Source organism: Maritimibacter alkaliphilus HTCC2654 (genome assembly GCF_000152805.1).
Classification (GTDB): Bacteria; Pseudomonadota; Alphaproteobacteria; order Rhodobacterales; family Rhodobacteraceae; genus Maritimibacter; species Maritimibacter alkaliphilus.
Genome location: NZ_CH902578.1, coordinates 2,014,409 through 2,038,783, shown reverse-complemented (window position 1 = coordinate 2,038,783; position 24,375 = coordinate 2,014,409). Strand labels below are relative to the sequence as shown.

Here is a 24,375-nt window from a genome sequence, read left to right as displayed (position 1 = left end):
TGCACACCACCTCGTCTATCAGGTTACACAAAAGGTCACACAAGAGCCTGTATTGGCCGAGATGTAGCTTGACTTTATAAGTAAAATCAGACAGTTATGAAACTAGAATTTCCTACCGGCATCCTCCCCAGCGCGCCACTTTCCTTCCCTGCCGGATCGATCCGAGGTTCACCTGAACCGGGACGCGAAGCGCGCCATTTCGTTCGCGGTCGGTGGCTGTCCGGTGTAGGTCTGCACATAGTGCGGAAAGCGCGCGAGGCGGGTTTCGAGGTCTTCTTCCACCTGCATCGAGATATAGCCGATCTGAACAAGGTAGATGGTGCGCGCGCGCACGTCGGCTTCGTCCCCGTCATAGCCGTAGCGGGCGAAAAGGGCGCGGATCGCGGCGAGGCGGGTTTCGTCGGCCTGCGCGACGCGGGCCCGGACGGCGTCGGACTGGTGCGCCCATCCGCGGATCGCGAAGTCGAACCGCGCCTCGAAGCCGCCGTCGTCCAGAAACACCGCGATCAGGTTCAGAACCGCCTCCTGCACGGTTTCGGCATAGGCGTCACAGGCCGAGACGAGCGCGCCGGTGTTGGTCGCTTCCCAGTCTTCCAGAAGGGCGTCCAGCACGGCGGCGCGATCCTTGAAGAACCAGTAGAAGCTGGTGCGCGAAAGGCCGATCCGTTCGGCGAGGGGCTGGATCTTCACCGCGCCGATGCCGCTTTCGATCAACGCGGACTTGGCCGCGTCGAGCCACCCCTCACGCGATCCGCGCCAGCCGGTTTCGGTGATGTCCCGTGCGTCGGTCATGGCGACGATCCTATGCGCGTGGGCGAGGCCGAGCAAGGAGAATAGACACCTATGTCTCTAAACTTGACATAAGTGAACATTTTGTGGAATCGCTTGCCAAGCCACGGAGGTTTCCATGTCCAACGACCCGCTTCTCCAGCCCTATCAACTCAAACACCTGACGTTGAAGAACCGGCTGATGATCACGAGTCACGAGCCGGCCTATCCCGAGGACGGGATGCCCAAGGACCGGTATCGCGCCTATCACGTGGAACGCGCGCGGGCGGGCGTGGCGCTGACGATGACGGCGGGGTCGGCGAGCGTCTCCCGCGACAGTCCGCCGGTGTTCAACAACATCCTCGCGTGGAAGGACGAGGTCGTGGGCTGGATGAAGACCCTCACCGACGAGTGCCACGGGCATGGCTGCGCGGTGATGATCCAGCTGACCCACCTTGGCCGTCGGACGCGGTGGGATAAGGCCGACTGGCTCCCGGTCGTGTCGCCCAGCCATGAGCGCGAGCCGTCGCACAAGGCGTTTCCGAAAAAGGCCGAGGATTGGGACGTGGCCCGGATCATCGCGGATTACGCCGATGCCGCCGAACGAATGCAGGCGGCGGGGCTCGACGGGATCGAATTGCAGGCCTACGGGCACCTGATGGATCAGTTCTGGTCGCCGCTGACCAACACGCTCGACGGCCCCTATGGTGGCGATCTGGACGGGCGCCTGCGCTTCACCTTCGACACGCTGAAAGCGATCCGCGACCGGGTCGGGTCCGAGTTCATCGTCGGCGTGCGCTACACCGGGGACGAGGATCTGCCGGGCGGCCTGACGCGCGAGGACGGGCTGGAGATTTCCAGGCGACTTAAAGACAGCGGCATGGTCGATTTCCTGAACGTGGTGAAAGGGCATATCGACACCGACGCGGGCCTGACCGACGTGATCCCGGTGCAGGGGATGCGCTCGGCCCCGCATCTGGATTTCGCGGGCGACATCCGGGCCGCGACGCAGTTCCCCACCTTTCACGCCGCCAAGATTCAGGACGTGGCGACCGCGCGCCATGCCATCGCCTCCGGCAAGCTCGACATGGTCGGGATGACCCGCGCGCACATGGCCGATCCGCATATCGTCGCCAAGATCATGCGGGGGGAGGAGGATCGCATTCGGCCCTGCGTCGGGGCGAACTACTGCCTCGACAGGATTTACCAAGGCGGCATGGCGCTTTGTCTGCACAACCCCTCGACGGGCCGGGAGATCGAGCAGCCGCATGAGATCGCACCAGCCGAGACACCTCGCCGCGTGGTCATCGTCGGCGCCGGGCCTGCGGGGCTGGAGGCGGCACGGGTCGCCGCGCTCAGAGGGCATGAGGTGATCGTGCACGAGGCCGCGAACGATCCCGGCGGGCAGGTGCGTCTGACCGCGCAGACGCCACGGCGCGCCGAAATGATGCAGCTCATCCAGTGGCGCGTTGCGGAGTGTGAGCGGCTCGGCGTCACCTTCCGTTACAACAGTTTCGCGGATGCGGGGACGGTCGCCGCCCATGCGCCGGACGTGGTGATCGTCGCCACCGGGGGCCTGCCGCATGTCGAGGTGCTGCGTGAGGGCGACGACCTCGTCACCTCGACATGGGACATTCTATCGGGCGACGTGCGCCCCGGCGCGAACGTTCTGATCTATGACGACGCGGGCGACTACCCCGCGTTGCAGGCCGCCGAAAAGATCGCGGCGACGGGCGCGAAAGTCGAAGTGATGACACGCGACCGTAACATCGTGCCCGAGGTCATGGCGATGTCGCTGACCCCCTCGCTGCGCGAGCTTCAGGCGCGCGACGTGACCTTTACCGTGACATGGCGGCTGGACGCGGTGCGGCGGGACGGCAATGAACTCGTCGCGGACATCGGCAGCGATTACGGCGGTGTCCAACGCGAGCGTCGGGTGGATCAGGTGGTGGTGAACCACGGCACCCGGCCCTTGGACGATCTCTATTTCGACCTGCGCCCCGGTTCCTCCAATCTGGGCGAGGTCGATTACGAAGCCCTCATCGCCAATGCGCCGCAAACCGTCTCCACGAACTCCGATGGCACCTATCGGCTTTTCCGCATCGGCGATGCCGTGGCCGCGCGCAACACCCATGCGGCGATTTACGACGCGCTGCGCCTCGCCCGGGCCCTGTAGGCGGCGTGCGATGTTCGCAGGACGCACACGGATTGGGTGCGGATCGGGGCGCTTCGATGCCGGAACGGACAGCGGCAAGGCGCCAATTTTCGCGCAGGTCGCGGACGGATTTGCGCGTGTCGGATTCCGTCCGTTCCAGAGGCGCAAAATCGTGTTTTGGAAACGCAGGAATGGCGCGCGCCGGGTCGACTGACTCGCGAGCTTTCTGCAAATCGGAAACCTCACCCCGCCGGGTGGATGCATCACCCGCGGACCACATCGGAGAAGTCACATGTTGCGCGACTCGGACGTTCTTTCGCAACTCATGCGCCGCAAGCCGGGCTATTCGCTGTCGCAGGATCTGTATTGCGACGCGGGCACCTATGCCGTCGATCTTGAGAACATCTGGTATCGCGAATGGCTGTACGCCGTGCCCGCCGTCGAAGTGCCGAAGGCCGGGAGTTACGTGGTGTACGAGGTGGGTGCCTATTCGGTCGTCATCGTGCGCGGCAACGACGGCGAGATCCGCGCCTTCCACAACTCCTGCCGCCACCGTGGATCGGTCCTGTGCAAGACCAAGAAGGGCACCAACCCCAAGCTTGTCTGCCCTTACCATCAGTGGACCTATGAGTTGGACGGCAAGCTCCTGTGGGCGCGCGACATGGGGCCGGATTTCGACGCTTCGAAGTTCGGGCTGAAGCAGGTGCATTGTCGCGTTCTTTCGGGGCTGGTCTACATCTGCCTCGCCGACCGCGCGCCGGATTTCGATACCTTCGCCGCCGTGGCCGAGCCCTATCTCGCCCCCCACGATCTGACCAACGCGAAAATCGCGCACCAGTCGACGATCATCGAAGAGGGCAACTGGAAGCTCGTGTGGGAAAACAACCGGGAGTGCTATCACTGCTCGGGCAACCACCCGTCGCTGTGCCGCACCTTTCCCGAAGATCCGGCGGTCGCCGGGATTTCCGAGGACGGGACATTCCCGCCGTCGGTCGAAAGCCATTTCCAGCGGCTCGAGGCCGCAGGCGTGCCGTCGCGGTTCCACCTGTCCGATACTGGCCAATACCGCCTCGCGCGTATGCCGCTACTGGGTGGTGCGCAGAGTTACACGATGGACACGAAATGGGCCGTGGCCAAAAAGCTGGGCCGGGTCACGGACGACACGCCGGGCACGCTGCTCAAGTTCCACTACCCGACGACCTGGAACCACTTTCTCGGCGATCACGCCATCACCTTCCGCGTGACCCCCATCGGCCCCATGCGGACCGAGGTGCAGACCACGTGGCTTGTCCACAAGGACGCGGTCGAGGGGCAGGATTACGACGTCAAACGCCTGACCGAAGTGTGGGAACACACCAACGAGGAAGACCGCGAGGTGGTCGAGAACAACCAGCGCGGCATTCTTTCGCCCGCCTACGAGCCGGGGCCGTATTCTCCGGTGCAGGAAAGCGGCAACATCCAGTTCGTCGATTGGTATGCCCGCACCCTCATCCGCGCGATCACCGGTCCCGCTGTCCTCGCGGCGGAGTAAGAGATGGGCTTGCAGACCGACCTGACCGCTTCCGCCGACGCCGCGATCTGGCGTGACGAGGAACTGCTGGAATGCTGCGCGGTGGTGCCCGAGGCGCCGAACACCGCGTCTTTCAGCTTCATCGCGCCGTCGGGGGCCGTGTTCAAATACGAGCCGGGGCAGTTCGTCACGCTGGAGCTTCCGGTGCCCGGTGGCACGGTCTGGCGCACCTACACGATAAGCTCGTCGCCCTCGCGCCCGCTGACCCTGTCGGTGACGGTCAAGGCGCAGGCGGATTCCATCGGCACGCGCTGGATGCTCGACCATCTGCGTCCGGGGATGAAGATCAAGGCCACGGGGCCTGCGGGCATCTTCACCCTGCCGACGCGCGAGCGGAAGAAATACCTGTTCATCTCGGCCGGCTCAGGCATCACGCCGTCCCTGTCGATGACGACCTATCTCTATGACCGTGGCGCTGGCACCGACATCGTGTTCCTGCACTGCGCCAAACGACCGAGCGAGATCATCGCGCGTCAGCGGCTGGAAATGATGGCGGCCCGCGTGCCGGAACTGAAGCTCTATTTCCTCGTGGAAGAGGACGATCCTTACCACGTCTGGACCGGGTTCCGGGGCCGTCTGAACCAGTTGATGATCGGTCTGATCGCGGGCGACTACATGGACCGCGAGGTCTATTGCTGCGGTCCCGAACCGTTCATGGATGCGGTGCGCGAAATGCTCATCGGTCTCGGCTACGACATGGACCGATATGCGCAGGAAACCTTCGTCGCCCCGGTCAAGACGGAAGAGCAGCTACCCGACCCGGACGATCTGGTGCTCGACGATGCGGCCGAAGCGCGCGTCACCTTCGCGCGGTCGGACACGACGGCGGACTGCACCGAGACCGACACGATCCTACAGGTCGCGCGCAATTCGGGCATCGTGATTCCGTCGGGCTGCACCTTCGGCGTCTGCGGCACCTGCAAGATCAAGAAGACCTCGGGTCAGGTCCACATGGTTCACAACGGCGGAATTTCGGACGACGACATCGAGGCGGGCTATGTGCTCGCCTGCTGTTCGCACCCCATCGGCGCGGTCGAAGTCGATGCCTGAGCGGGCGGCTTAGTCGGCCGTCCACCCCCCGTCCAGCATCATTGCACTTCCGGTCATCAGTCCGGAGGCGTCCGAGGCGAGGAACACGGCGGCGCCCGTGATATCGCCCACTTGCCCGATGCGCCCCAGCTTGATCTTGGCCAACACGCTGTCCAGAAACGCCGGATCCTCGAAGAACGGTTTGGTCATCGGGGTTTCGATGAAAGTCGGGCAGATCGTGTTCACGCGGATGCCCTTCGGTCCCAGTTCCACCGCCAGCGCCTTGGTGAAACCTTCGATGGCCCATTTCGACGCGCAATAGAGCGTGCGATTGGCCGCGCCGACGTGACCCATCTGGGAGGACATATTGATGATCGACCCTTTGGTGCCGTTCTCGACCATCTTGGCCGACACCGCCTGCGCCGCGAAGATCGCGGCTTTGACGTTCAGGTCGATGACCGCGTCGTAGTCGTCCTCGCTCACATCGGACAAGGGCTTGGGCCGGTTGGTGCCTGCGTTGTTCACGAAGACGTCGAAGGCGGGGCGCTGGGCGATGAGGGCGGCGAAGCCCGCGATGTCGGTCACGTCCGCGACCATCGCGTCCGCCTTGAACCCCTGATCGGTGAGCGCCTTGGCCACGGCCTCGACCTCCGCGCCCGTCCGGGCGCAGAGCGTGACCTCGGCCCCGGCGGCGGCGTAGGCCTCGGCGATCGCGCGGCCGATCCCCCGGCCCGCGCCCGTCACCAAGGCGCGCTTGCCCGAAAGCGAGAAATCCGGCGCGCTCATTCCGCGGCCCCGCGGTAGGGTGCGGCCTCGCCATAAGGCACGTTGATCCCGCCGTAGCGGCGCACGCGGACGTTGCACTGTTCGGCGTGGCCCACGAACCCTTCGAGCATACACAGGCGCGAGCCGTATTCGCCGACCAGCGTGGCCGCCTCGTCGCTCGTCACTTTCTGATAGCTGTGAGTTTTCAGGAACTTGCCGACCCAGAGGCCACCCGTATAGCGCCCGGCCTTTTTCGTCGGCAGCGTGTGGTTCGTGCCGATCACCTTGTCGCCGTTCGCGACGTTGGTGCGGGGGCCAAGAAAGAGCGCGCCATAAGAGTGCATGTTGTCGAGGAACCAGTCGTCGCGATCCGTCATCACCTGCACATGTTCATAGGCCATGTCGTTCGCGACCGAGAGCATCTCGTCGTAGGTGTCGCAGAGGATCACGTCGCCATAGTCGCGCCAGCTGACGCTCGCCGTTTCGGCGGTGGGCAGGATTTCGAGCAGGCGGTCGATCTCGGCCAGCGTCGCCTCGGCCAGCCTGCGCGAATTGGTGATGAGACAGGCGGGGGAGTTGTAGCCGTGCTCGGCCTGACCCAGAAGGTCGGTCGCGCACATCTCGGCATCCACCGTGTCGTCCGCGATCACCATCGTCTCGGTCGGACCAGCGAACAGGTCTATGCCCACGCGCCCGAAAAGCTGCCGCTTGGCTTCGGCGACAAAGGCGTTTCCGGGGCCGACGAGCATATGCACCGGGTCGATGCTTTCCGTCCCGATGGCCATGGCGCCCACGGCCTGAATACCGCCGAGCACGAGGATTTCATGCGCGCCGCCCAATTGCATCGCGGCGACGATAGCGGGGTGGGGGGCACCCTTGACCGGCGGGGCCGAGGCGACGATGCGCGGGACGCCCGCGACCGACGCCGTCAACACCGACATATGCGCCGAGGCGACCATGGGGAACTTGCCGCCGGGCACGTAGCAGCCCACGGATTGCACCGGGATGTTCTTGTGGCCGAGGATCACGCCCGGCATCGTCTCGACCTCGGTATCGGTCATCGTGGCGCGCTGGGCCTCGGCGAAGCGGCGGATCTGGGTCTGGGCGAACTTGATGTCCTCCATCTCGCGCGTCGTGACCTTCTGCATCGCGGCCTCGATCTCGGACGGGGTCAGGCGGAACGCCTTGGGCGTGTAGCCGTCGAACTTTTCCGACAGATCGCGCACGGCGGCATCGCCCCGCGTTTCGATATCTTTCAGCGTCGCTTCGACCGTGGCGCGCACTTTGGCGTCGTCCTCGGCCCGCTCGGTTTCGGGTTTGCTGCGTTTGAGATGTTCGATGGCCATGCGATGTCCTCCACTTCGTCGCCTTCACCTAGCGGCAGCATCGCGGATCGGGCAAGGGTGACCACTGAGCGTGAAAAATTTTCAAGCCGTTTCGCGCCGGATCATTTCGACCGGCAGAATACGGATCGTGCCGCCGACAGTCGGATCGGCCTTCTGCGCGTCGATCAGATCCAGCGTTTCGGCCACCATCCGGCGCAGCGGCTGGCGGATCGTGGTCAGCCGGTAAGAGGGCCACGCGGCCATTGGAATATCGTCGAACCCGATGATCGCCACGTCGTCCGGCACGCCCAGCCCCGCCTCGCGCGCCGCGTCGACCACCGCCAGCGCCATGACGTCGTTCAGGGCAAAAACCGCGTCGGGCGGGTTCGGACCGTCGAACAAAGCCCGCGCCGCCGCAAAGGCCGTATCGTAGCGATAGGCCCCGTCGGGCGCGGCAGTGAGCGGTCGACCCAACGCGGTCAGCGCATCGCGAAATCCCCGGCTGCGTTCGATGTGCGTCGATGTATCGGCGCTCCCCCCGACCATGGCGATGCGCTGCCGATCAAGCCTCGCGAAATGTTGGGCCGCCAGTCGCCCGCCCGCGTAGTTGTCGCAGGTCACTGCCGTCATGGCGGCGTCAGGTTGCACCCGGTTGAACAGGATCACCGGCATCCCGGCGTCGCGACAGGTGCGCGCAATGCGTGACGACATATGGGCCGAGGTGACGATGGCCGCGTCCGAACGATAGTCGAGCACCTGCTGCAACACCGCGTCCACATCCATGTCGGGCGGTACCGTATGCAGGATCAGGCGTCGCCCTGCCGCGTGGATCGCCTGTGAAAGCTCGGCAGCCGCCACGGGATAGAACGGGTTCTCCAGATCACCCGCGACGAGGGTGATCGTCCCGGTCGTGACCGACGCCACAGCTTGCGCGGCAGGCGAGACATAGCCAAGCGCGCGGGCAGCTTCGATCACACGGACGCGCTTGTCGTCGGACAGGGACCGATCCGACCGGAACGCGCGCGACACGGCGGACCGGGACACGCCCGCCCGTTCCGCGACATCCTTAGCAGTGATTTTCCGCGCCACGTGATCCTCGCCCTCTGCTGGGAGGTGACTTGAAAACATTTCAATCCGTGGATCAAGGGGTCGGCCGGGGCCACGAGCGGTTTCAGAGTGCAACAGGGGCGCCCGTGTCGGACAGGACCGCCTTGCGGGTGTCGGCCCACAAGGGCACGAGCGTGGCGATCAGATCGGCAAGACGACCCTCGGAAACGCCTTCGCGGCACGCGCTTTCGGTCGTCTTGAGCGCCTCGCGAAGCGGGCCCGCTCCGAAGATCGCCGCCGCGCCCGCCATCTTGTGACAGCGGTCCGCGACTTGGGTCGGGCCTTCGCCCCCTGCCGACAGCATGGCGACCAGCGCGTCGCCGTCATCGACGAAGGTCTGGCGCAACTTGGCGAACAGGTCGTCGCCGATTTCCGACCGGAATTCCGCCAAACGCCCCGGATCGACGAGGCCGGTCTCGGACAGTGCCGGTTCGGTCGTGGTCTCCTGCGCGACAAGAAGCTGGCGCAGCCTCGCGCGGTCGATGGGCTTGGACAGGACGCCGTTCATCCCGGCCTCGGTGAACCGCGACACCTCCCCCGGCATGACATGCGCGGTCACCGCGACGATGCGCGCGGTCTGGCACGGCCCCGGCGTCGACCGGATCAGTTCCGTTGCCGCCACGCCGTCGAGCACGGGCATGGAAATATCCATCAGGATCAGGTCGAAGGCCGCCGACTGCGCCAGATGAACGCCTTGCAGACCATCCTCGGCCTCGACCACCCGATGCCCGTCCGCGATGAGCATTTCACGCAGAACCGTGCGGTTGATCTCGTTGTCCTCGATGACGAGGATCGATTGCGCCTGTGCGGGCCGGGCCGGAAGCTTGGTCTTGGTCCCGGTCTCGACGGGATCGCTTGCGTAATCGAGCGGCAGGTCGATCCAGAAGGTGCTGCCTTCGCCAAGCTCGCTTTCCGCGCCGATCGTGCCGCCAAGCGCCCGCGTCAGACGCCGCGCGATGCCAAGGCCCAGACCGGTGCCGTTGCGGGCCCGTCCATAGGATCGGTCGCCGGTCTCGAAATCCTCGAACAGCCTGTCGATATCCTCGGGTGCGATACCGATCCCGGTGTCCGAGACCGTGATCGTCACATCGGCCCCACCGCCTTGCGGCACCGCGCCGATCTCGATCCGGATGCGCCCACCGCGCGTGAATTTCACCGCATTGCCGACGAGGTTGATAAGGACCTGCCGCAGGCGCTGCGGGTCGGTCATGACAGGCGGCAGCGGCTTGCCGACCCAGGACCATTCGATCGTGTTTTCAGAGGCCGAGGCGAGGTCGCGCTGGTTGTCGACGACGCTTCGCACGAGCGCCGACAGGTCGGTCGGCACGAAATCGACGTCGAGTTTGCCCGCTTCGTATTTCGTCACGTCGAGCACGTCGTTGATATGGGTCAGCAGCAGGCCCCCGGACACCTCGAGATTGTCGACATATTGCGCCTGTTTCGCAGACAGCTTGGTGCCCTTGAGCAAGGCCAGCGTGCCGAGCAGACCGTTCAGGGGGGTGCGCATTTCATGGCTCATGACGGCCAGGAATTCCGACTTCGCCTTTTCGCCCGCCACGGCTTTGTCGCGGGCTTCCACGAGGTCGGTCTCGGCTTTGACCCGGTGCGAAATGTCGCGCAGGTAGCCGACGAAAATCTCGCCGTCGCTGCCCTCGGCGGACTCGATGGCCATTTCCGCCGGAAAGACCGACCCGTCCGACCGCATCGCTTCCAGCTTGATCCGCCCCTGACCGATCACCCGCTTTTCTCCGGTCGTGCGAAACCGCTCCATGCCGGCCTCATGGGCATTGCGCAGATGCGGCGGCACGATGATCTCGCTCATCAGTTGCCCGATCACCTGTTCACGCTTGTAGCCGAAGATGATTTCGGCCGCGTCGTTGAATGCGATGATGCGCCCCGTCCGGTTCGAGACGACGATGGCATCGAGCGAGGTGTTGACGATGGTCTCCATCCGGCGCGAGGCCGCTTCGATGGTGCGCGCGCGCGCCTCGTTGCTGCGGTTCAAACGGAACAGAACGACCGAGGCCGCGAAAAGGCCGGTCAGGACCACGATGGTCAGGATCGCCAGATAGAACAGCGTGTCGGCGATCTCCTCGCGCCGCAGATCGGCCTGTTGGGCGAAATAGCCCAGCCCCGTCGCCGCCAGTTCGCGCACGGTGGTGCGGGTGTCGAGCATATCCTCGAAAAGAACGGGGAGTTCTCGGGCCAGAGCGTCATCCGCACCGTCGATCAGCGGCACGGAGGTATCGAGGAAATCCCGGATGACGGAAAGCTGGCGGGCGAAAGCAGGCTGTTCGCGCAGTCCGGCATAAAGATCGCCCTCCGACAGGGTCCGGATACGGCTGTAGAAGATGTCGAACTCGCGCCGGACGGTGTCGAGGTCGTCGGTCCGGCCGAGTTGGAATTGCTCGATTGCGATGGCGAGGTCTAGGTATTCGACCTCGACCTGCGACAGGGTCCATTGGATGTTGTCGGATGCGGCCGTTTCGAGCAGCCGAAGCTTGCGCAGAACCTCGCCACCAAGGGCCACCGACACGACGACGCCCGCGATGGCCAATGCGGCGATTGCGAGCGTGCGCAGGTAACGGTGGCGACGGGTGAACGGCATGGCGACCTGTCGAAACGGGTGGGTCTTTGCCCGCCCGAGGTGTTAGCGGACCACTTCGATCCGGTCCAGTTGCCAGATGCTGCGCGAATAGATCAGTTCGCTGGCATAGTCGGTGTTTAGATCATACGGGTAGACGATCCAGAGCGGCCCCTTGTCGCGGATGGACATCGGTTCGCCGTTGCGCAGATAGGCGATGATCGGGCCGCCTTCGACCGCATCGGAGACCGGGATTTCGACCATGTAGTCGTTCAGCGCGCGGGCTTCGAGCATGCCGCCGTCGACGCCGAGTGCGTCGAGCAGGTCTTCGAGTTCGACGCCGGTGAAGCTCTGTTCGCCCTCGGTCCAGATCGTCGTCGTCGAAAAGGTGGTCTCGCCGATGTCGGCAAGCATTTGGGTGTCGAGGACCGCCGCGCCTTCGGCATTGGTGACGGCGATGTCGCCGGTCACGCGGAGGACGACATCGCCGGTCGGTTGCGGAAGGTCATCCGCCATGCCCGAAAGTGGGGCAGCGACCGTGAGTGCTGCCACGACGACCCCGCGGGCGATGGGTCCGTGAGTGGTGAACATGAAGACAACCTCCGTTTTTCCGACGCTGTCCATGTATCGCACGTTTCGTCCCATCCGAAACGGGCTTCGGGATAGCGCACTACCCGTTCGGATAGTGCGCCCTGAGATCAGCCCGCAAGTGCGGCCGGCCGGTTCCACCGCGCAAGCTCGTCATGGACCGAAGCGGCAAGTTCGGGCCGGTCCATCGCATAGGCGATCGTTGCCGCGACGAACCCGGCCTGCGACCCGCAATCATAGCGCGTCCCTTCGAAGGCATAGCCGTGCACCGGGACCGACGCGGCATCCGCGTTGATCGCGTCGGTCAGTTGCAGCTCCCCTCCGGCGCCGGGCGCGATCATCGCGAGACGGTCGAAGATCGACGGGGCGAGGATATAGCGGCCCACCACGGCCTCACGCGATGGCGCGACCTCGGGCCGCGGCTTTTCGACCATGCCGCTTGCGCGCGACAACCGCCCGGTCGTGGACTGAACCGCCAGCACGCCGTACTTGGACACGTCAGGTTTCGCGACCTCCATCGTCGCCACCATATGCCCCCCGGTTTCGGCATGGGCGGCGATCACCTGCGCCAAGGCCGGGCGCCCCGCGCGGATCACGTCATCGGGGAGGAGGACCGCGAACGGCTCGTCCCCAACCGCCTTGCGGGCGACGCGCACGGCATGGCCCAACCCACGCGGCTTGTCCTGCCGCAGGATGGTCAGAGCGCCTTCGCCCAGCCGCGTCTGCTCCAGTCGGGCGAGCAGGTCATGCTTGTCCAACGCGGCGAGTCGCGTTTCCAGCATTTCGGCGGTATCGAAATAATCCTCGAGCGCTCCTTTCCCCGCAGCGGTCACGAAGATGAACTCTTCGATCCCGGCGGCCCGCGCCTCGTCGATGGCGTATTGGATCAGGGGGCGGTCAATGAGAGGCAGCATTTCCTTCGGGACCGATTTGGTCGCGGGCAGGAAACGGGTGCCGAGACCGGCGACGGGAAAGACGGCTTTGCGAATGTGGGACATGAAAAATCTCCTTGATTGAAGCGTCAGTAAGCGCCGCGCCCGGTCAGGACGGCGCGAAAGGTGAGGGCGAGCAGAACGGCGTCGAGCAGCACCGACCGGGTCCGGGCATAGGCGATGTCCATGTCGACCATCTTGTCGAACCCGATCTCGGCACGCCCCGACACCTGCCAGACGCCAGTCAGACCGGGTTTGACTGCGAGCCGCCCAAGGGCGCGCGGCGGATAGGCGGCGACTTCGTTCGGCAGGGCCGGGCGGGGCCCGACGATGGACATATCGCCCGTGAGCACGTTGAAGACCTGCGGCAGCTCGTCGATGGAATAACGGCGCAGGAGGCGACCGACGCGCGTGACACGGGGGTCGGTCCGGGACTTGAAGCACACGCCGCTGCGGTCCGAAGTTGCGAGCAGGGCATCGCGCCGCGCCTCGGCATCCACCGCCATCGAGCGGAATTTGAGCATGCTGAACGGCTGGCCGTTGCGCCCCACACGGGTCTGGCGAAAGAACACCGGCCCGCGCGTATCGGCTTTGATCGCCAACGCGGTGAGCGCGAACAGCGGAGACAGGGCAAGGATCACCGCGCCCGCGACCAGCAGATCGAACGCACGCTTCGCGATGGTGTGCGGCGCGATCAGACCCAGAGTGCGGAACAGGAATTCGGGATTGCCGATCACGTACCGCCGAAACATCCGCCGCGGTTCCACGGCCAGTCGCCACAGCCATTCGCCGCGCACTTTCCGCAACAGGCGCGGCGCGCGCGAGACGTTGCCCGCGAGGAAATCGAACAGCGCGCCGACGCCGAGCGTCAGGGGTGGGGTAAGGTCGTCGCCATGATCCGCGATCCACTGGTCCTGAAGCGGCACGCCCATGGCGACCATCAGAATGTCGGCGCCCGACGCGTTGATCGCCCGGATCGCGGCCTCGGTATCGCGCGCGCCCTCGTATCCGTCGCGGGTGCCCGCGATGACCAGACCGGGGATGTCGCGGGCGAGACGCGCCGCCGCAGCGTCCGCCGTGCCGGGGCGCCCGCCGAACAGGAACACCGATTTACCGCGTCCGGCCGCCTCGGCAAGCAGGCGAGGGCCGAAATCGGTGCCGTTCAGGTTCTCGGCCATCCGGTGCCCGACCGCGCGGAACGCCAGTTCGATGCCCGCACCATCGGGCAGAACCACGTCCGCCGAGCGCAGGGCACGGGCATAGGACAGGTCGCGCGCGGCGAGGTTGATGCAATGCGCATTGACGAAATGAACCCGCCGCCGCCCCGGGGCGAGCAGGTGGTCGACGACCCGGTCGCCCGATTCCGAAACGACGTCGAAGTCGAACAGACGAACGGTCGTGAGCGGTTCCGGGGCAGGTAGGGCGAAAGCGGCGTGATCGTGGTGCATGGCAGATAACTCCTTGAATTACAGAGTTTCTGCTTGTCGGCCTTCCTCATTTCCAGCGAACAGGCGGACAGCCCCCAAGCCTGAACGGAGGCACCATCCGTCCGAAGGGACGCGTTGCCAAGCCAGCGGGTATCGGCGACTATCCGATCGGATAGCGGACGCCGCGAATGACCGTTTGCGCTAAATTAACTCGCGATTTAATGAGACGAGCTGGCACCGCTGCCAAATTTTGGCCGATTTCCTTTGCGAAAGGGACGGCCCCGACAAAAAAGAGCTTATCGCACCATGCGTATCCTGATTGCCGATGACCATGACCTGTTGCGCGACACGCTCGTCGCCTTTCTCGAAGCCGCCAGCGGTTTCGAGACGGAAACGGCTGCGGATTACGACGGTGCGATTGCGCTTATGGAGCAAAGCGAACCCTTCGACCTCGTCCTGCTCGATCTGAACATGCCGGGCATGAACGGGATCGACGGGTTGGAGCGGGCGATGAAGATCGGCGGCGACCAGCGCGTCGCCCTCATCACCGGCACGGCCACGCGCGAGATCGCGCAACAGGCGCTCGACCTCGGCGCCGCCGGTTTCCTGCCGAAGACGCTGTCGGCCAAGTCGCTGGTCAACGCCGTGCGCTTCATGGCGATGGGCGAGCAATACGTGCCCGTCGATTTCATGACCGCCAAGGAAGAGGCGAAGCATCCGCTGGCCGAAAAGCTGGCCGAACGCGAGATGCAGGTTCTGAAGGGCCTGACCGAAGGCAAGTCGAACAAGGAAATCGCCCGCGATCTCGACCTGACCGAACCGACCATCAAGCTTTATCTCAAGACGCTCTATCGCAAGATCGACGTCAACAACCGGACGCAGGCGGCGCTCGTCGCGCGTGAAGCCGGGCTTTACTGACCGCGCCGACTATCCGACCGGATAGGGCACGTCCCAACGGGGGCGTCGGCTCCTCCCCCCGCGCCGGGGCTTTCGCACGGCACTTGGCGTAGGTCTGTGCGCGAAGGAGCCCCCCATGTTCGCGCGACCCCGAGAGTTTTCGACCGTTCTGCGTCATCTGCGCCCGATCCGGACCCCGATCGGCAAAGCCAGCATCGGCCGGGTGCTTGTTGGCGGTCGCATCGACGACGCCGGGCGCCTTCCCCGCTACATCGGCATCACGCTTCTGGCCACCTCGCTGATCTGGGCACCGATCCTGGGCTACCTCGCGACCGCACCGGCCCGCTACACGTCTCAGGCCGTCCTTATCCTGCCCGGCTCGGGCGCGTCCGCGTCGGTCACGCTGGACAGCATCGGGCAGGCCTCGTCCCATGCCAGTTCGCCCTTCGCCAACAATTCCGTCAGCCCGACCGTCACCTATAAACGCCTGATCGGTGCGGATCGGATCATCGCGCACGCGGCCGAAACGGTGGGGACGAGCCGGGCCGATTTCGGATCGCCACAGGTGCAACTGATCGACCAGACCGGGATGATCCAGCTTTCGATCACCGCCGGGTCGCCCATCGCCGCGCAGGAACGCGGGGATGCGCTGATCGCGGCCTTCTTCGAAGAACTCGATGCGCTGCGTGCGGACGAACTGGGCACACGCGAAACCAGCGGCGAGGGTGCGATCGAGGAATTCCGCGCCTCGGTCGCCGCGACCCGCGCCGAGATGGAGGCGCTTCAGCGCGAAACCGGGCTCGTCTCGGCGGGACAGTATGAGCAGATCGTCTCGGAAACCGATGCGCTGCGTCGCCGCGTGCTCGACCTCGAAACCGACTTGGACGAACAGACACGGCAGGTCGATGCCTTGGTCGCCTCACTCGCGATCTCTCCGACGCTGGCTGCGGCCACGATCAAGCTTCACGCCGACAGCGAGTTTGCGGCGCTGGCCGATCAGATGGCCGAGCAGTCCGCCGCCTTGGCGATGGCGGCCCAGCAATACGGCGCGAACCATCCCGAGCGAGTGGGCATCCGCACGAAGTACCAAGCGACGCTGGCCGAAGCGCGCAGGCGCGCGGGGCGCATCACAGGCCTGAGCGCGGATCAGCTCGACGCCCTCGACCTTGCCCCGGTCGGGGGCCGTGCGGACCTGCTCGCCCGGCTCGTGGAATACGATGCCGCCCGGCAGGGGCTGGCTGCCGAACATGCTACGCTGGCCGCGCAACTCGCGGCGGACGAGGCGAAGACCGCCGCGCTTCTGGAACCCGCCGCGCGGCTTGAAGACCTGCAACGCAATTTTCAGGTGGCCGAGGCGGTTTTCGCCTCGGCGATGGCGCGGGCGCAGACCACCAAGTCGGACCTCTATGCCTCCTACCCGCTGGTTCAGGTGCTCGAAGACCCGAACCTGCCCGACCAGCCGTCATCGCCGCGCAAGAAACTCGCCCTCGCCGCGGGGATCGCGGCGACGCTGATGCTCTTCATGGGCCTCGCACTCGGCTGGATGCGCAGGCCGCTCATCAATCGCCTGCTCGCAAAGCCCGCACCGTGAACGTGACGCCCGCCAACCCGGCCGAGCGGATCGTCTACCGGACTCAGGCGCTGACCTGGGCTTTCTACGGGATCGGGGCGCTCTATGTCGTCGGGCCGGTGCTGGGGTGGATACTGGCGGGTCTTGCCGGCCTGTCGCTTTACCTCGGACCCGCGATCCGGCCCGATCTGCGCGCGACGGGCCGCATTCCGCCCGTCGTCTGGGCGTGGATGCTGGGCATGGTCGTCATGCTCGTCGCGCTCTGGGTCGGCCACGTCAACTGGTCCTACGGCATGGGCGCGACCATCAAGTCGACAATCGGCTGGGCGAAGGGCTGGGCGCTCATGGCGCTGTTTCCGCTGGCGGGCGCGGTCCTGCCGATCCGGCGCGAGGTCTACGTGCGGGGCCAGATGAAGATCGCGCTCTGGACGCTGATCCTGACGCCGATCCTGATCGCCGCCCCCTATGTCGGCCTGCCGGAACGCATCTTCACCTCGCCGCTCAAGGCCGTGGGTGGTCCCGGACCGGAGTATTTCAGCGTCTTCTTTTTCACCTGGGATCCGGCAAGCTGGACCCCGCGTTGGCAGTTCTACGCGCCATGGTCGCCCTTCGCGGCCTTGCTGGGTGTCGTCCTCGCCCTGTTCGCGCTCGAGGAACGCGATAAACGCTGGCGCACCATCGGCCTGACCGCAGCGATGGTGATGATCTTCGCGTCGAAATCGCGCATGGGCCTTGTTGGTCTGGTCGCCTGCACGGTGGTTCCCCGCGCCATGCCGCTCATTGCGAAAAGCTGGGCGTGGAAGGTGGGTGCTGGCATTGCCGCCTCGTTCGCCGTGATCGGCCCGGCCGTGGCGCGCATCGCGTCGGATGCCGTGCGCACCTTCAAGGACGCGCGCGCCGACAGCACGCGAGTCAGGGCGACGCTTCAGCGCATCGCGGGCGAACGCTGGCGGAACGAGGCGTTCTGGTTCGGTCACGGCAGGCCCGAGCCGGGACCGCATATCGTGGAATACATGCCGATCGGCAGTCACCACACCTGGTGGGGGCTTTTGTTCGTCAAAGGGCTCGTCGGATTTCTGGCCCTCCTCGTGCCGATGCTGTGGCAAACCGGCCTCGCGCTTGTCGACGCGGCACGCGGGCCGCGGGGTCGGCTGCCGCTGGGGATCATGATGACCCTGATCCTTCTCAGCTTCGGCGAGAACGTCGAGATCGAAGCCTACATGCTCTGGCCCGGCCTCATGATCCTCGGGCTTCATGCCCGCGAAATGGCGGACGACAGACCCGACCGCACATAAAAATGGCCGCGCCCGGTTGCCCGAGGCGCGGCCCTGCACATGCGGAGCGGGGGTGCGTTATGCCGCGTGCGCAGTTTCCTTGTCTTTCAGAAGCGTTTCCACCAGCCGCTCCCAGCATTCGGCGAACCAATGCGTCGCCTCGGACGCGTCGACGCGCGCCCGCTTGATCGCGACCATGTCGGGCGTGTCCAACCCGTCGAGCGCGGCCGTCCAGCCACGCACCGAGCCATCGCGCACGAGTGTCGCACCGGCTGAGGCGTGGTCGCGCAGGCCGTCAACATTCGATACGAGCAGCACGCGCCCGGCGGCGCGGGCTTCGAGCGCGACAAGGCCATAGGCCTCCCACCTTGACGGCATCGCGACCGCTTCGACCTCGCCCATCGCGCGGGCCGGGTCGGACACGTGGCCCATGAACCGGATGCGGGGGTCACCAGCCGCCAGCGCGACCAGCGCCTCGCGTTCGCCGCCGTCGCCAAAAAGGCGAAGCTCGAGATCCTGTCGCGGACTGGCCCGCATCGCGGCGATCAGCGTGTCGAAACCCTTCTGCGGTTCAAAACGGCCAAAGGCACCGATCACGCGGGGCGCCTTCTGGATGGGGTGCAGCGCAAGAAACGGTGCCACGTCGATGGCCGATGCGATCACCTCGATCTGTTCGGCGTCGGCCAGACCTTTTTCCACCATCCATGTGGCCTGCGCCTCGCTCACCGCGACGATGCGTTCGAACAGCGAGAACGAGATCCGTAGCATCGTTGAGAACCGGCCCATGCGCGCCACGTTGTGTCGCGCGAAGGCGGCGGTGTAGCTGTGTTCGACATGCACCATCGGCGTGCCCGAATGGATGGCCCGAAGCTGCATGAGCCACGGCAACCGCCGCCAGTTCAGCGACAGGTGTGAGACGATCAGGTCGGCCTCGACACGCGGAACGGCCCAACCCGTGCGCGGCAGCGGGATGATGCGGTGGCGGGCCAGGCGGGCCATGTCCGCATCCCGCTGGATGTGCTCGATGACGCGCATGACCCCGCCCGGGGTCGTGTCGTCGACAAGATGTGCGATGGTCGTCATGCCGGTGTGCCTTTGTCAGTTGTTGCGCGCGCGCCGAAGCGCGGTCTCGGCAGCGGTGACCACGCGCGGACCGGACAGGTCCAGCGCCAGTGCCGCCGCGTGGGTGGTGATCGTCTTGAGCGGCTCGAAGAAAAGCGGATGCAGCGACGTGGACAGCGACCGGGACGAAAGCGCCCGGGCGCGACCACCGTCGCGCGCGCTCACCGCGCGGCGGGCAAGGTAGCGCAACTGATAGGCGCGAGCCGCAGGGGCATGGCGCGCGATGAAGGCCGGGTCGATTGTGCTCAACTTGGTCACCATCCGCTCCCAGCTTGCAAGCTGCCGTTCGGTCCCGGCTGACAGGCCCGCGCCATTCACCCGGTAGAGCGTCAGGGGCGCGCGCAGGCCAGCCACCTCCCACTCGGTCGTCAGGGCGAGACGCATCCAGCATTCGATATCTTCGGACTGGGCGAAGGTTTCATCGAACACCCAGTCGCGCACCTTTTCGATGGCCGGGCGGAAGGCCAGATCCTCCAGCGCCGCGCGGCGCATGACCGGGGCGGACCCGTTGCCCACCGGATTGCGGCGGAACAGGTGCGCCGGGGTGACGCCGCGCATTTTCGGTCGTTGGAAAAGCCCGGTGGGTTCCCCGGCATCGTCGATCAGTTGCGACCCCGAATAGCTCAACCCGACAGAGGGGTTGGCACGCAGGAAATCGACATGGGCCGCGAGCTTTTCGGGATGCCACAAATCGTCAGAGTCGCAGAAGCCCACGATCTCGCCGGTCGCATGTGCGATCCCGGTGTTGCGGGCCCCGGCCAGTCCTCGGTTCGACTGGCGCACGACCTTCAGGCGTTTGTCGCGCGTGTACCAGTCGGCGATCTCGTAGGTGCGGTCGTAGCTGCCGTCATCGACGACGATCACCTCGACGTCGCGAAAACTCTGCGCAAGGAGCGAGGCGAGGGTGGCGGACAGGGTGGTCTCGACATTGAAAGCCGGGACGACGATGGAGGCAAAGGGCATGTGCGATCCTTTCAAGCGGCGAACAGGGCGCGGCGCAGGGGTCTTGGAAGAGCGGGCGAGACGAGGGCGGCGACGGCGGTCGCCAGCCCCCGGCGCACGGGCGACAGAAAAGCGCGGGGGTGTGTGGCGAGACCTTCGAGCGCGAACCGGAGCGCGGCCCGCGTGCCGTCCTCGGTGCGCAGGGCGCGGCGGGCGAGGTGGCGCAGGAAAACGGCCTCCTGCGCCCGACTGGGGCGCAGGCCAGACCGTTTCGCCCGCGCAAGGACCGCCCGCCGCCCGTCGCGCATGGCCACCAGCCGCGACGACAATCCGCCGTTGTCCGTACGATAGCGAATGTGAAGCGCCGGATCCCCGACGATCCGGATGCCCCGCGTGACCAGACGGATCAGGAAATCTAGGTCTTCGTTGTAGACCATCGTTTCGTCCAGCCCGCCTTGTGCCCGAAAGACGCTGCGCCGGATCGACAGGTTCGACATCGTGCAGACGGGGTTTTCGCCCATCAGCATCTCGGCGGTCAAAGCGCCGCTCGGCACCGTCGAGCGCCGCATCGCGCCACGTCGGTCACCCGGAAAGAACGCGACCTGACCATAGGCCGCGTCGATGCCCGGATCGGCGAACATGCGGTCGAGGCGCGCAAGCTTTTCCGGCTCCCACATATCGTCCGCGTCGCAGAAGGCGATGATGTCGCCCCGTGCAGGTTTCGACACGCCGAAGTTCCTCGCGGCACTCGGCCCCTTGCCGGGATTGCGAAAGGCGCGCAGGCGGCTGTCCTCACGCAGACGTTCGCGCAGGATCGCGGCGGTGCCATCGGTCGACCCGTCGTCGACCAATATGACCTCCCAATCCGCGACGGTCTGGGCGGCGATGGCGTCCAGCGTTTCGGCGATGGTCGCTTCGGCATTGAAGACCGGGATGACGATGGAAAAGCGGGGCATGGGTCAGACTTCCTGCATATGGGGTGAGAACGCGGCGCCAAGCGCGGGAAGGGACGCGATCAGTTGGGTGACCGTCGCGGTCACGAGGTATCCGACGGCGATGGCCGTCAGCCCGAAGGGCGCCATGAGGACGGTGTTGACGAGCAAGGCGGCGGTGAGCCCCAGGGTCGTCTTGAATTCGATGCCGGGGCGTCCCGTCGCCCGCAGCCAGCCCGCCGCCGATGTCCAGATCACGCCGGGGATCGCCGCAAGGCACAGGATCGAAACGATGTGGCTTACCCCGTCCCATCCGTCGCCGAACAGGATCGGGACGTAGTAGGGCGCGGCGAGGGCTTGCAGCACCACGACCGGCGCGATGACCCCGGCCCCCATAAGGAACGCCTGTTTCAATGCGCCCGCGCGATCCTCTGCCGTCGCTAGATGCGGGAAGAGCACGCTTGCGAAGGCGAAGGAAAACGAATTGGCAAGCCCGAGACCGGCGTTGAAGGCCATGAAGTAAAGCCCCAGCGCCTCGGGCCCCAGCAGCGCACCGACCAGCAGCTTGTCGGCATGAAGGCGCAGCGCCTTGACCATTTCGACCCCCAGCACGGGCGCGCCGAAGCCGATGAAAGGCCGGATGGGGGCGAAGCGCGCGCCGCGATCCGCGCGCCAGGGGTGCAGCCGCCGCATAGAGATGAGCCAGATCGGCGCCGAAAGGAGTTTCGGCAAGACGAGTGCCAGCGGCGAAGGCCAGACCAGCACCAAAACGGCCGTCAGCAGGTTCGCCCCGACCACCTGTCCCCCGGCGATGGCCGCCGTCTGCTTGAGCTTGCCGGCCCGCATCGCAAGCGCGGCCTGAACGAGGCCCGCGGGCATGAACAGGAACTCGCCCGCGAGCACGGCGACGAGGATCAGCAGCATCACGTCGCCGGAGGCGAGAGCGAGAGCCGTGCCAAGGGCGAGCTGGATTACGAACAGCGCGACGGCCCAGACCCAGAACAGGCGCAGCGCGGTGCGGGCCAACCCGGCGAGGTCGCTTTCGCGGCAGGCGATCAGGCGTTGACCGATCCCGTTCTCGGTAAGCGATTTCAGGATGTCCGAGGCCGCCATGGCCGCCGCCGCGATCCCGATTTCCTCGGCGCCCAGACTGCGCGCCACCGCCATGACCACGAATATCCGCGACGCCTTGGCGGCGACTTCGGACGCCCCGTAGGCCGCAAGATTGCGGGCGAAAGGGGCGTTGAGCAGGGCAGGGCGCATGGCGGGGTCCGGGTTCAGATCGTTGTGTCCCGGTTCTGAACGCTGGCGGGACGCCTGTCTCCCGCGCCACGGGCGAGCCGGATCGGACGTTCGGATCACTCGCTATCCTTCAGGGTAGCCCGTTCACCCGTCTGCCGCGATGCACGGTCCAAGGGGCGCGCCTACAAGGCAGGGAGACCGAAGCAACCGGACGATGACGCTGCCATGACCACCGCCCCCAAACCACTTCTCGCCCTGTGCGCCGCCGCGCTGGGCCTAACCGCCTGCGCCGCCGTCGTGGATCACGACAACATCGAACCGGTCGCCCAGGGCGACGCCTATCAGGCACAGTATCGCGAACCGGCGCCGCGCGAAGACGCACCGATCCTGCGCGCCCGCGACATGAACGCCTCGAAATGTCTGCCGCCCCGCGGGGGCGAGGTCGGCGACAGCTTCGAAGGCGGCAAGGGCACGGTGGGGGCCGTGTTCGCGTTGCGGGGCGAGTTCCTGTCGCGCGGCGATCTGGTCGAGGTGCTGGTGTCGGGGGATGAGACGTTCTCGGACCGTTACGAGGTCTCGCGCGACGGCGTGATCCGTCTGCCATACCTGTCCCCGGTCGTGGCACAGGGGCGCCGGATCGAAGAGGTCGAGGCGGACATCGCCTCGGCCCTCATGTCCGGTGGATATTTCGACACCCGCCCGCTGGTCTCGGTCCGCTTGCAGGACTACGCGGCGGCCAGCGTCGGCGTGACTGGGGCGGTGTTCGAACCGCGCCCGGTCGAGATTGGCGGCGTCAACGGGGGGGAGGTCGACCGGGGCCGCCAGGACACGCTCGGCGCCACCACCGAGGCGCGCGACCTTGCCAACGCGATCCGGGCCGCAGGCGGTATCCGCCCGGATGCAGACCTGTCTGCCGTCGAACTGCGGCGCAACGGCCAGCTCTATATCCTCGACCTGCGCGAAGTGCTGACGGGCCGCGACCGGGCGGACATCATGCTCCTGACCGGGGACGAAATCACGGTGCCCAGCCGCATGTGCTTTCAGGATCACCTGATGGTGCCAAGTCCGATCAGCCCGCCGGGCATCACGCTGTTCCTGTCGAACCTCACGCAACCGGCGGCGGGCAATGCCCTGTCCGCGATCGGCAAGGATGTGCGCGAAGTGCCCTATGGCACGCGCTACATGCAGGCCGTGATCGACACCAACTGCGTGGGCGGCACCCGCACGACCAACGCCCACCGCTCCGCCGCGCTCTACACCCGCAACCCGATGACCGGGGTTTCCGCCGTCGTAGAACGCGACATCGAAGGCATGATGCGCCGGGCCGACCGGGACGACTACGATCCCTTTCTTCTGCCGGGGGACGCGATTGCCTGCTATGACAGCGCCGTCACGAACGCCACCGGTCTGGGCAGCGCGATCGGGTCATTGCCGCTCTCGATCCTGCCCTAGCGCCTTGCTTGTGGAGCGGTTCATCCTGGACGATTAGCCCCGTCGCTGATCGACAAGTCGGCGCGCGCGGCATACTCTTTGCAAATGGGTGCACGGCCTCCGGGTCAGGGCGCATCGGCGCGGGATGCAGGACGCAAACGGATGATAGACCACACGTATCTGCGCGACTTCGGCGTTCACCATCTTCGCGTGCGTGACCCGTTCAGCCTTGATGAATTCCGGGCCCTGTTGAGCGGGGGAGCGCCATTCGACGACGTCGACATGCCCCCCTTGAAGACGATCATCATCGACCTCAGGGGGGTCGATCTGTCGGGCCTGACGGACGCGGAAATGCGGCGCCACGCCATGTTCAAAAGCACGGTCGACAAGAGCATAACCAACGTCAATTGCGCCTATCTGGTGGACAGTGTCGAAGCGCAGGCGAAGGTCCGACTGGCTTTGGTCTATTCGGCCCTTTCGGACGTGACCTCCGAGGCCAAGACGCTCGTGTCGGAACGTCCCGACGAAGTGGAAAGCTGGGTGTCGGGCCTCATGCCCGAAACGCCGCCCGGGCTTGTGGGTCAACTCGAGGTGTTAAAGGACGGCCCAGCCCGGAAACAGGTCTGACGGCTGCGCGGCGTAAGGACGCGTGCGGGTGAAGTGCGATGCGTTGAGCCGTTCCTGCGAACACCGTCGGTCGGCATCGCGTATGACC

General features: G+C 65.8%; 20 protein-coding genes. 8 read left to right on the top strand and 12 right to left on the bottom strand.

Going from position 1 to position 24,375, the window contains the following annotated elements; genetic code table 11:
• Positions 1 to 168: 168 nt before the first annotated feature.
• Complete coding sequence (locus RB2654_RS10960; RefSeq protein WP_008331415.1) at positions 169 to 792, bottom strand: TetR/AcrR family transcriptional regulator; 624 nt, start codon at positions 790 to 792, stop codon at positions 169 to 171.
• Positions 793 to 907: 115 nt separating this feature from the next.
• On the opposite strand from RB2654_RS10960, the gene RB2654_RS10955 reads away from it, so the two are divergent.
• From RB2654_RS10955 to RB2654_RS10945, 3 genes are all read left to right on the top strand, one after another.
• On the top strand, positions 908 to 2,944 hold the full coding sequence (locus RB2654_RS10955; RefSeq protein ID WP_008331412.1) for an NADH:flavin oxidoreductase: 2,037 nt from the start codon (positions 908 to 910) through the stop codon (positions 2,942 to 2,944).
• Positions 2,945 to 3,215: 271 nt separating this feature from the next.
• Positions 3,216 to 4,454: an aromatic ring-hydroxylating oxygenase subunit alpha gene (locus RB2654_RS10950; RefSeq protein WP_008331410.1), complete on the top strand. Its 1,239-nt coding sequence runs from the start codon at positions 3,216 to 3,218 to the stop codon at positions 4,452 to 4,454.
• A 3-nt stretch (positions 4,455 to 4,457) separates the two neighbouring features.
• Complete coding sequence (locus RB2654_RS10945) at positions 4,458 to 5,543, top strand: FAD-binding oxidoreductase (protein ID WP_008331408.1); 1,086 nt, start codon at positions 4,458 to 4,460, stop codon at positions 5,541 to 5,543.
• Positions 5,544 to 5,552: 9 nt separating this feature from the next.
• Here RB2654_RS10945 and RB2654_RS10940 read toward each other — a convergent pair whose 3' ends face one another.
• From RB2654_RS10940 to RB2654_RS10910, 7 genes are all read right to left on the bottom strand, one after another.
• Entirely contained in the window at positions 5,553 to 6,308 is a 756-nt protein-coding gene (locus RB2654_RS10940; protein WP_008331406.1) for an SDR family NAD(P)-dependent oxidoreductase, read from the bottom strand.
• Complete coding sequence (gene hisD / locus RB2654_RS10935) at positions 6,305 to 7,633, bottom strand: histidinol dehydrogenase (RefSeq protein ID WP_008331403.1); 1,329 nt, start codon at positions 7,631 to 7,633, stop codon at positions 6,305 to 6,307. The genes RB2654_RS10940 and hisD overlap by 4 nt, the downstream gene beginning before the upstream one ends.
• A gap of 81 nt (positions 7,634 to 7,714) precedes the next feature.
• Positions 7,715 to 8,701, bottom strand: coding sequence for a LacI family DNA-binding transcriptional regulator (locus RB2654_RS10930; RefSeq protein WP_008331397.1), 987 nt, complete (start codon positions 8,699 to 8,701; stop codon positions 7,715 to 7,717).
• 82 nt (positions 8,702 to 8,783) lie between these two features.
• Positions 8,784 to 11,327 carry an ATP-binding protein gene (locus RB2654_RS10925; RefSeq protein ID WP_008331396.1) on the bottom strand — a complete coding sequence of 848 codons (2,544 nt, stop codon included), beginning with the start codon at positions 11,325 to 11,327 and terminating at the stop codon, positions 8,784 to 8,786.
• Positions 11,328 to 11,369: 42 nt separating this feature from the next.
• Positions 11,370 to 11,894, bottom strand: a complete 525-nt coding sequence (locus RB2654_RS10920) for a putative pterin-binding protein (protein ID WP_187432412.1) — start codon at positions 11,892 to 11,894, stop codon at positions 11,370 to 11,372.
• 107 nt (positions 11,895 to 12,001) lie between these two features.
• Positions 12,002 to 12,889: a UTP--glucose-1-phosphate uridylyltransferase gene (locus tag RB2654_RS10915; RefSeq protein ID WP_008331392.1), complete on the bottom strand. Its 888-nt coding sequence runs from the start codon at positions 12,887 to 12,889 to the stop codon at positions 12,002 to 12,004.
• Positions 12,890 to 12,912: 23 nt separating this feature from the next.
• Positions 12,913 to 14,271, bottom strand: coding sequence for a WecB/TagA/CpsF family glycosyltransferase (locus tag RB2654_RS10910; protein ID WP_008331390.1), 1,359 nt, complete (start codon positions 14,269 to 14,271; stop codon positions 12,913 to 12,915).
• 285 nt (positions 14,272 to 14,556) lie between these two features.
• Here RB2654_RS10910 and RB2654_RS10905 point away from each other — a divergent pair, with 285 nt between their 5' ends.
• The 3 genes from RB2654_RS10905 (at position 14,557) to RB2654_RS10895 (ending at position 18,012) form a co-directional block, all read left to right on the top strand.
• Positions 14,557 to 15,168 carry a response regulator gene (locus RB2654_RS10905; protein WP_008331388.1) on the top strand — a complete coding sequence of 204 codons (612 nt, stop codon included), beginning with the start codon at positions 14,557 to 14,559 and terminating at the stop codon, positions 15,166 to 15,168.
• Positions 15,169 to 15,283: 115 nt separating this feature from the next.
• Entirely contained in the window at positions 15,284 to 16,738 is a 1,455-nt protein-coding gene (locus RB2654_RS10900) for a GumC family protein (RefSeq protein ID WP_008331386.1), read from the top strand.
• On the top strand, positions 16,735 to 18,012 hold the full coding sequence (locus RB2654_RS10895) for an O-antigen ligase family protein (RefSeq protein WP_008331384.1): 1,278 nt from the start codon (positions 16,735 to 16,737) through the stop codon (positions 18,010 to 18,012). The genes RB2654_RS10900 and RB2654_RS10895 overlap by 4 nt, the downstream gene beginning before the upstream one ends.
• A gap of 57 nt (positions 18,013 to 18,069) precedes the next feature.
• Here RB2654_RS10895 and RB2654_RS10890 read toward each other — a convergent pair whose 3' ends face one another.
• From RB2654_RS10890 to RB2654_RS10875, 4 genes are read right to left on the bottom strand one after another with little or no spacing between them, the layout of a single operon-like run.
• Positions 18,070 to 19,074: a glycosyltransferase family 4 protein gene (locus RB2654_RS10890; RefSeq protein WP_008331383.1), complete on the bottom strand. Its 1,005-nt coding sequence runs from the start codon at positions 19,072 to 19,074 to the stop codon at positions 18,070 to 18,072.
• Between the two features lie 15 nt (positions 19,075 to 19,089).
• Entirely contained in the window at positions 19,090 to 20,076 is a 987-nt protein-coding gene (locus RB2654_RS10885) for a glycosyltransferase family 2 protein (RefSeq protein WP_008331381.1), read from the bottom strand.
• 11 nt (positions 20,077 to 20,087) lie between these two features.
• Complete coding sequence (locus RB2654_RS10880) at positions 20,088 to 21,011, bottom strand: glycosyltransferase family 2 protein (protein WP_008331379.1); 924 nt, start codon at positions 21,009 to 21,011, stop codon at positions 20,088 to 20,090.
• Positions 21,012 to 21,014: 3 nt separating this feature from the next.
• Positions 21,015 to 22,250 carry an oligosaccharide flippase family protein gene (locus RB2654_RS10875; RefSeq protein WP_008331377.1) on the bottom strand — a complete coding sequence of 412 codons (1,236 nt, stop codon included), beginning with the start codon at positions 22,248 to 22,250 and terminating at the stop codon, positions 21,015 to 21,017.
• Positions 22,251 to 22,454: 204 nt separating this feature from the next.
• Here RB2654_RS10875 and RB2654_RS10870 point away from each other — a divergent pair, with 204 nt between their 5' ends.
• Both RB2654_RS10870 and RB2654_RS10865 read left to right on the top strand, forming a co-directional pair.
• On the top strand, positions 22,455 to 23,681 hold the full coding sequence (locus RB2654_RS10870) for a polysaccharide biosynthesis/export family protein (RefSeq protein WP_008331376.1): 1,227 nt from the start codon (positions 22,455 to 22,457) through the stop codon (positions 23,679 to 23,681).
• Positions 23,682 to 23,822: 141 nt separating this feature from the next.
• Positions 23,823 to 24,287, top strand: coding sequence for a hypothetical protein (locus tag RB2654_RS10865; RefSeq protein WP_040884728.1), 465 nt, complete (start codon positions 23,823 to 23,825; stop codon positions 24,285 to 24,287).
• Positions 24,288 to 24,375 lie beyond the last annotated feature (88 nt).

What these genes read in the sequence shown, in the direction of transcription:
- RB2654_RS10960 (WP_008331415.1), bottom strand. Translation starts at nt 792, where the DNA reads ATGACCGACGCACGGGACATCACCGAAACCGGCTGGCGCGGATCGCGT.
- RB2654_RS10955 (WP_008331412.1), top strand. Translation starts at nt 908, where the DNA reads ATGTCCAACGACCCGCTTCTCCAGCCCTATCAACTCAAACACCTGACG.
- RB2654_RS10950 (WP_008331410.1), top strand. Translation starts at nt 3,216, where the DNA reads ATGTTGCGCGACTCGGACGTTCTTTCGCAACTCATGCGCCGCAAGCCG.
- RB2654_RS10945 (WP_008331408.1), top strand. Translation starts at nt 4,458, where the DNA reads ATGGGCTTGCAGACCGACCTGACCGCTTCCGCCGACGCCGCGATCTGG.
- RB2654_RS10940 (WP_008331406.1), bottom strand. Translation starts at nt 6,308, where the DNA reads ATGAGCGCGCCGGATTTCTCGCTTTCGGGCAAGCGCGCCTTGGTGACG.
- hisD (WP_008331403.1), bottom strand. Translation starts at nt 7,633, where the DNA reads ATGGCCATCGAACATCTCAAACGCAGCAAACCCGAAACCGAGCGGGCC.
- RB2654_RS10925 (WP_008331396.1), bottom strand. Translation starts at nt 11,327, where the DNA reads ATGCCGTTCACCCGTCGCCACCGTTACCTGCGCACGCTCGCAATCGCC.
- RB2654_RS10920 (WP_187432412.1), bottom strand. Translation starts at nt 11,894, where the DNA reads ATGTTCACCACTCACGGACCCATCGCCCGCGGGGTCGTCGTGGCAGCA.
- RB2654_RS10915 (WP_008331392.1), bottom strand. Translation starts at nt 12,889, where the DNA reads ATGTCCCACATTCGCAAAGCCGTCTTTCCCGTCGCCGGTCTCGGCACC.
- RB2654_RS10910 (WP_008331390.1), bottom strand. Translation starts at nt 14,271, where the DNA reads ATGCACCACGATCACGCCGCTTTCGCCCTACCTGCCCCGGAACCGCTC.
- RB2654_RS10905 (WP_008331388.1), top strand. Translation starts at nt 14,557, where the DNA reads ATGCGTATCCTGATTGCCGATGACCATGACCTGTTGCGCGACACGCTC.
- RB2654_RS10900 (WP_008331386.1), top strand. Translation starts at nt 15,284, where the DNA reads ATGTTCGCGCGACCCCGAGAGTTTTCGACCGTTCTGCGTCATCTGCGC.
- RB2654_RS10890 (WP_008331383.1), bottom strand. Translation starts at nt 19,074, where the DNA reads ATGACGACCATCGCACATCTTGTCGACGACACGACCCCGGGCGGGGTC.
- RB2654_RS10885 (WP_008331381.1), bottom strand. Translation starts at nt 20,076, where the DNA reads ATGCCCTTTGCCTCCATCGTCGTCCCGGCTTTCAATGTCGAGACCACC.
- RB2654_RS10880 (WP_008331379.1), bottom strand. Translation starts at nt 21,011, where the DNA reads ATGCCCCGCTTTTCCATCGTCATCCCGGTCTTCAATGCCGAAGCGACC.
- RB2654_RS10875 (WP_008331377.1), bottom strand. Translation starts at nt 22,250, where the DNA reads ATGCGCCCTGCCCTGCTCAACGCCCCTTTCGCCCGCAATCTTGCGGCC.
- RB2654_RS10870 (WP_008331376.1), top strand. Translation starts at nt 22,455, where the DNA reads ATGACCACCGCCCCCAAACCACTTCTCGCCCTGTGCGCCGCCGCGCTG.
- RB2654_RS10865 (WP_040884728.1), top strand. Translation starts at nt 23,823, where the DNA reads ATGATAGACCACACGTATCTGCGCGACTTCGGCGTTCACCATCTTCGC.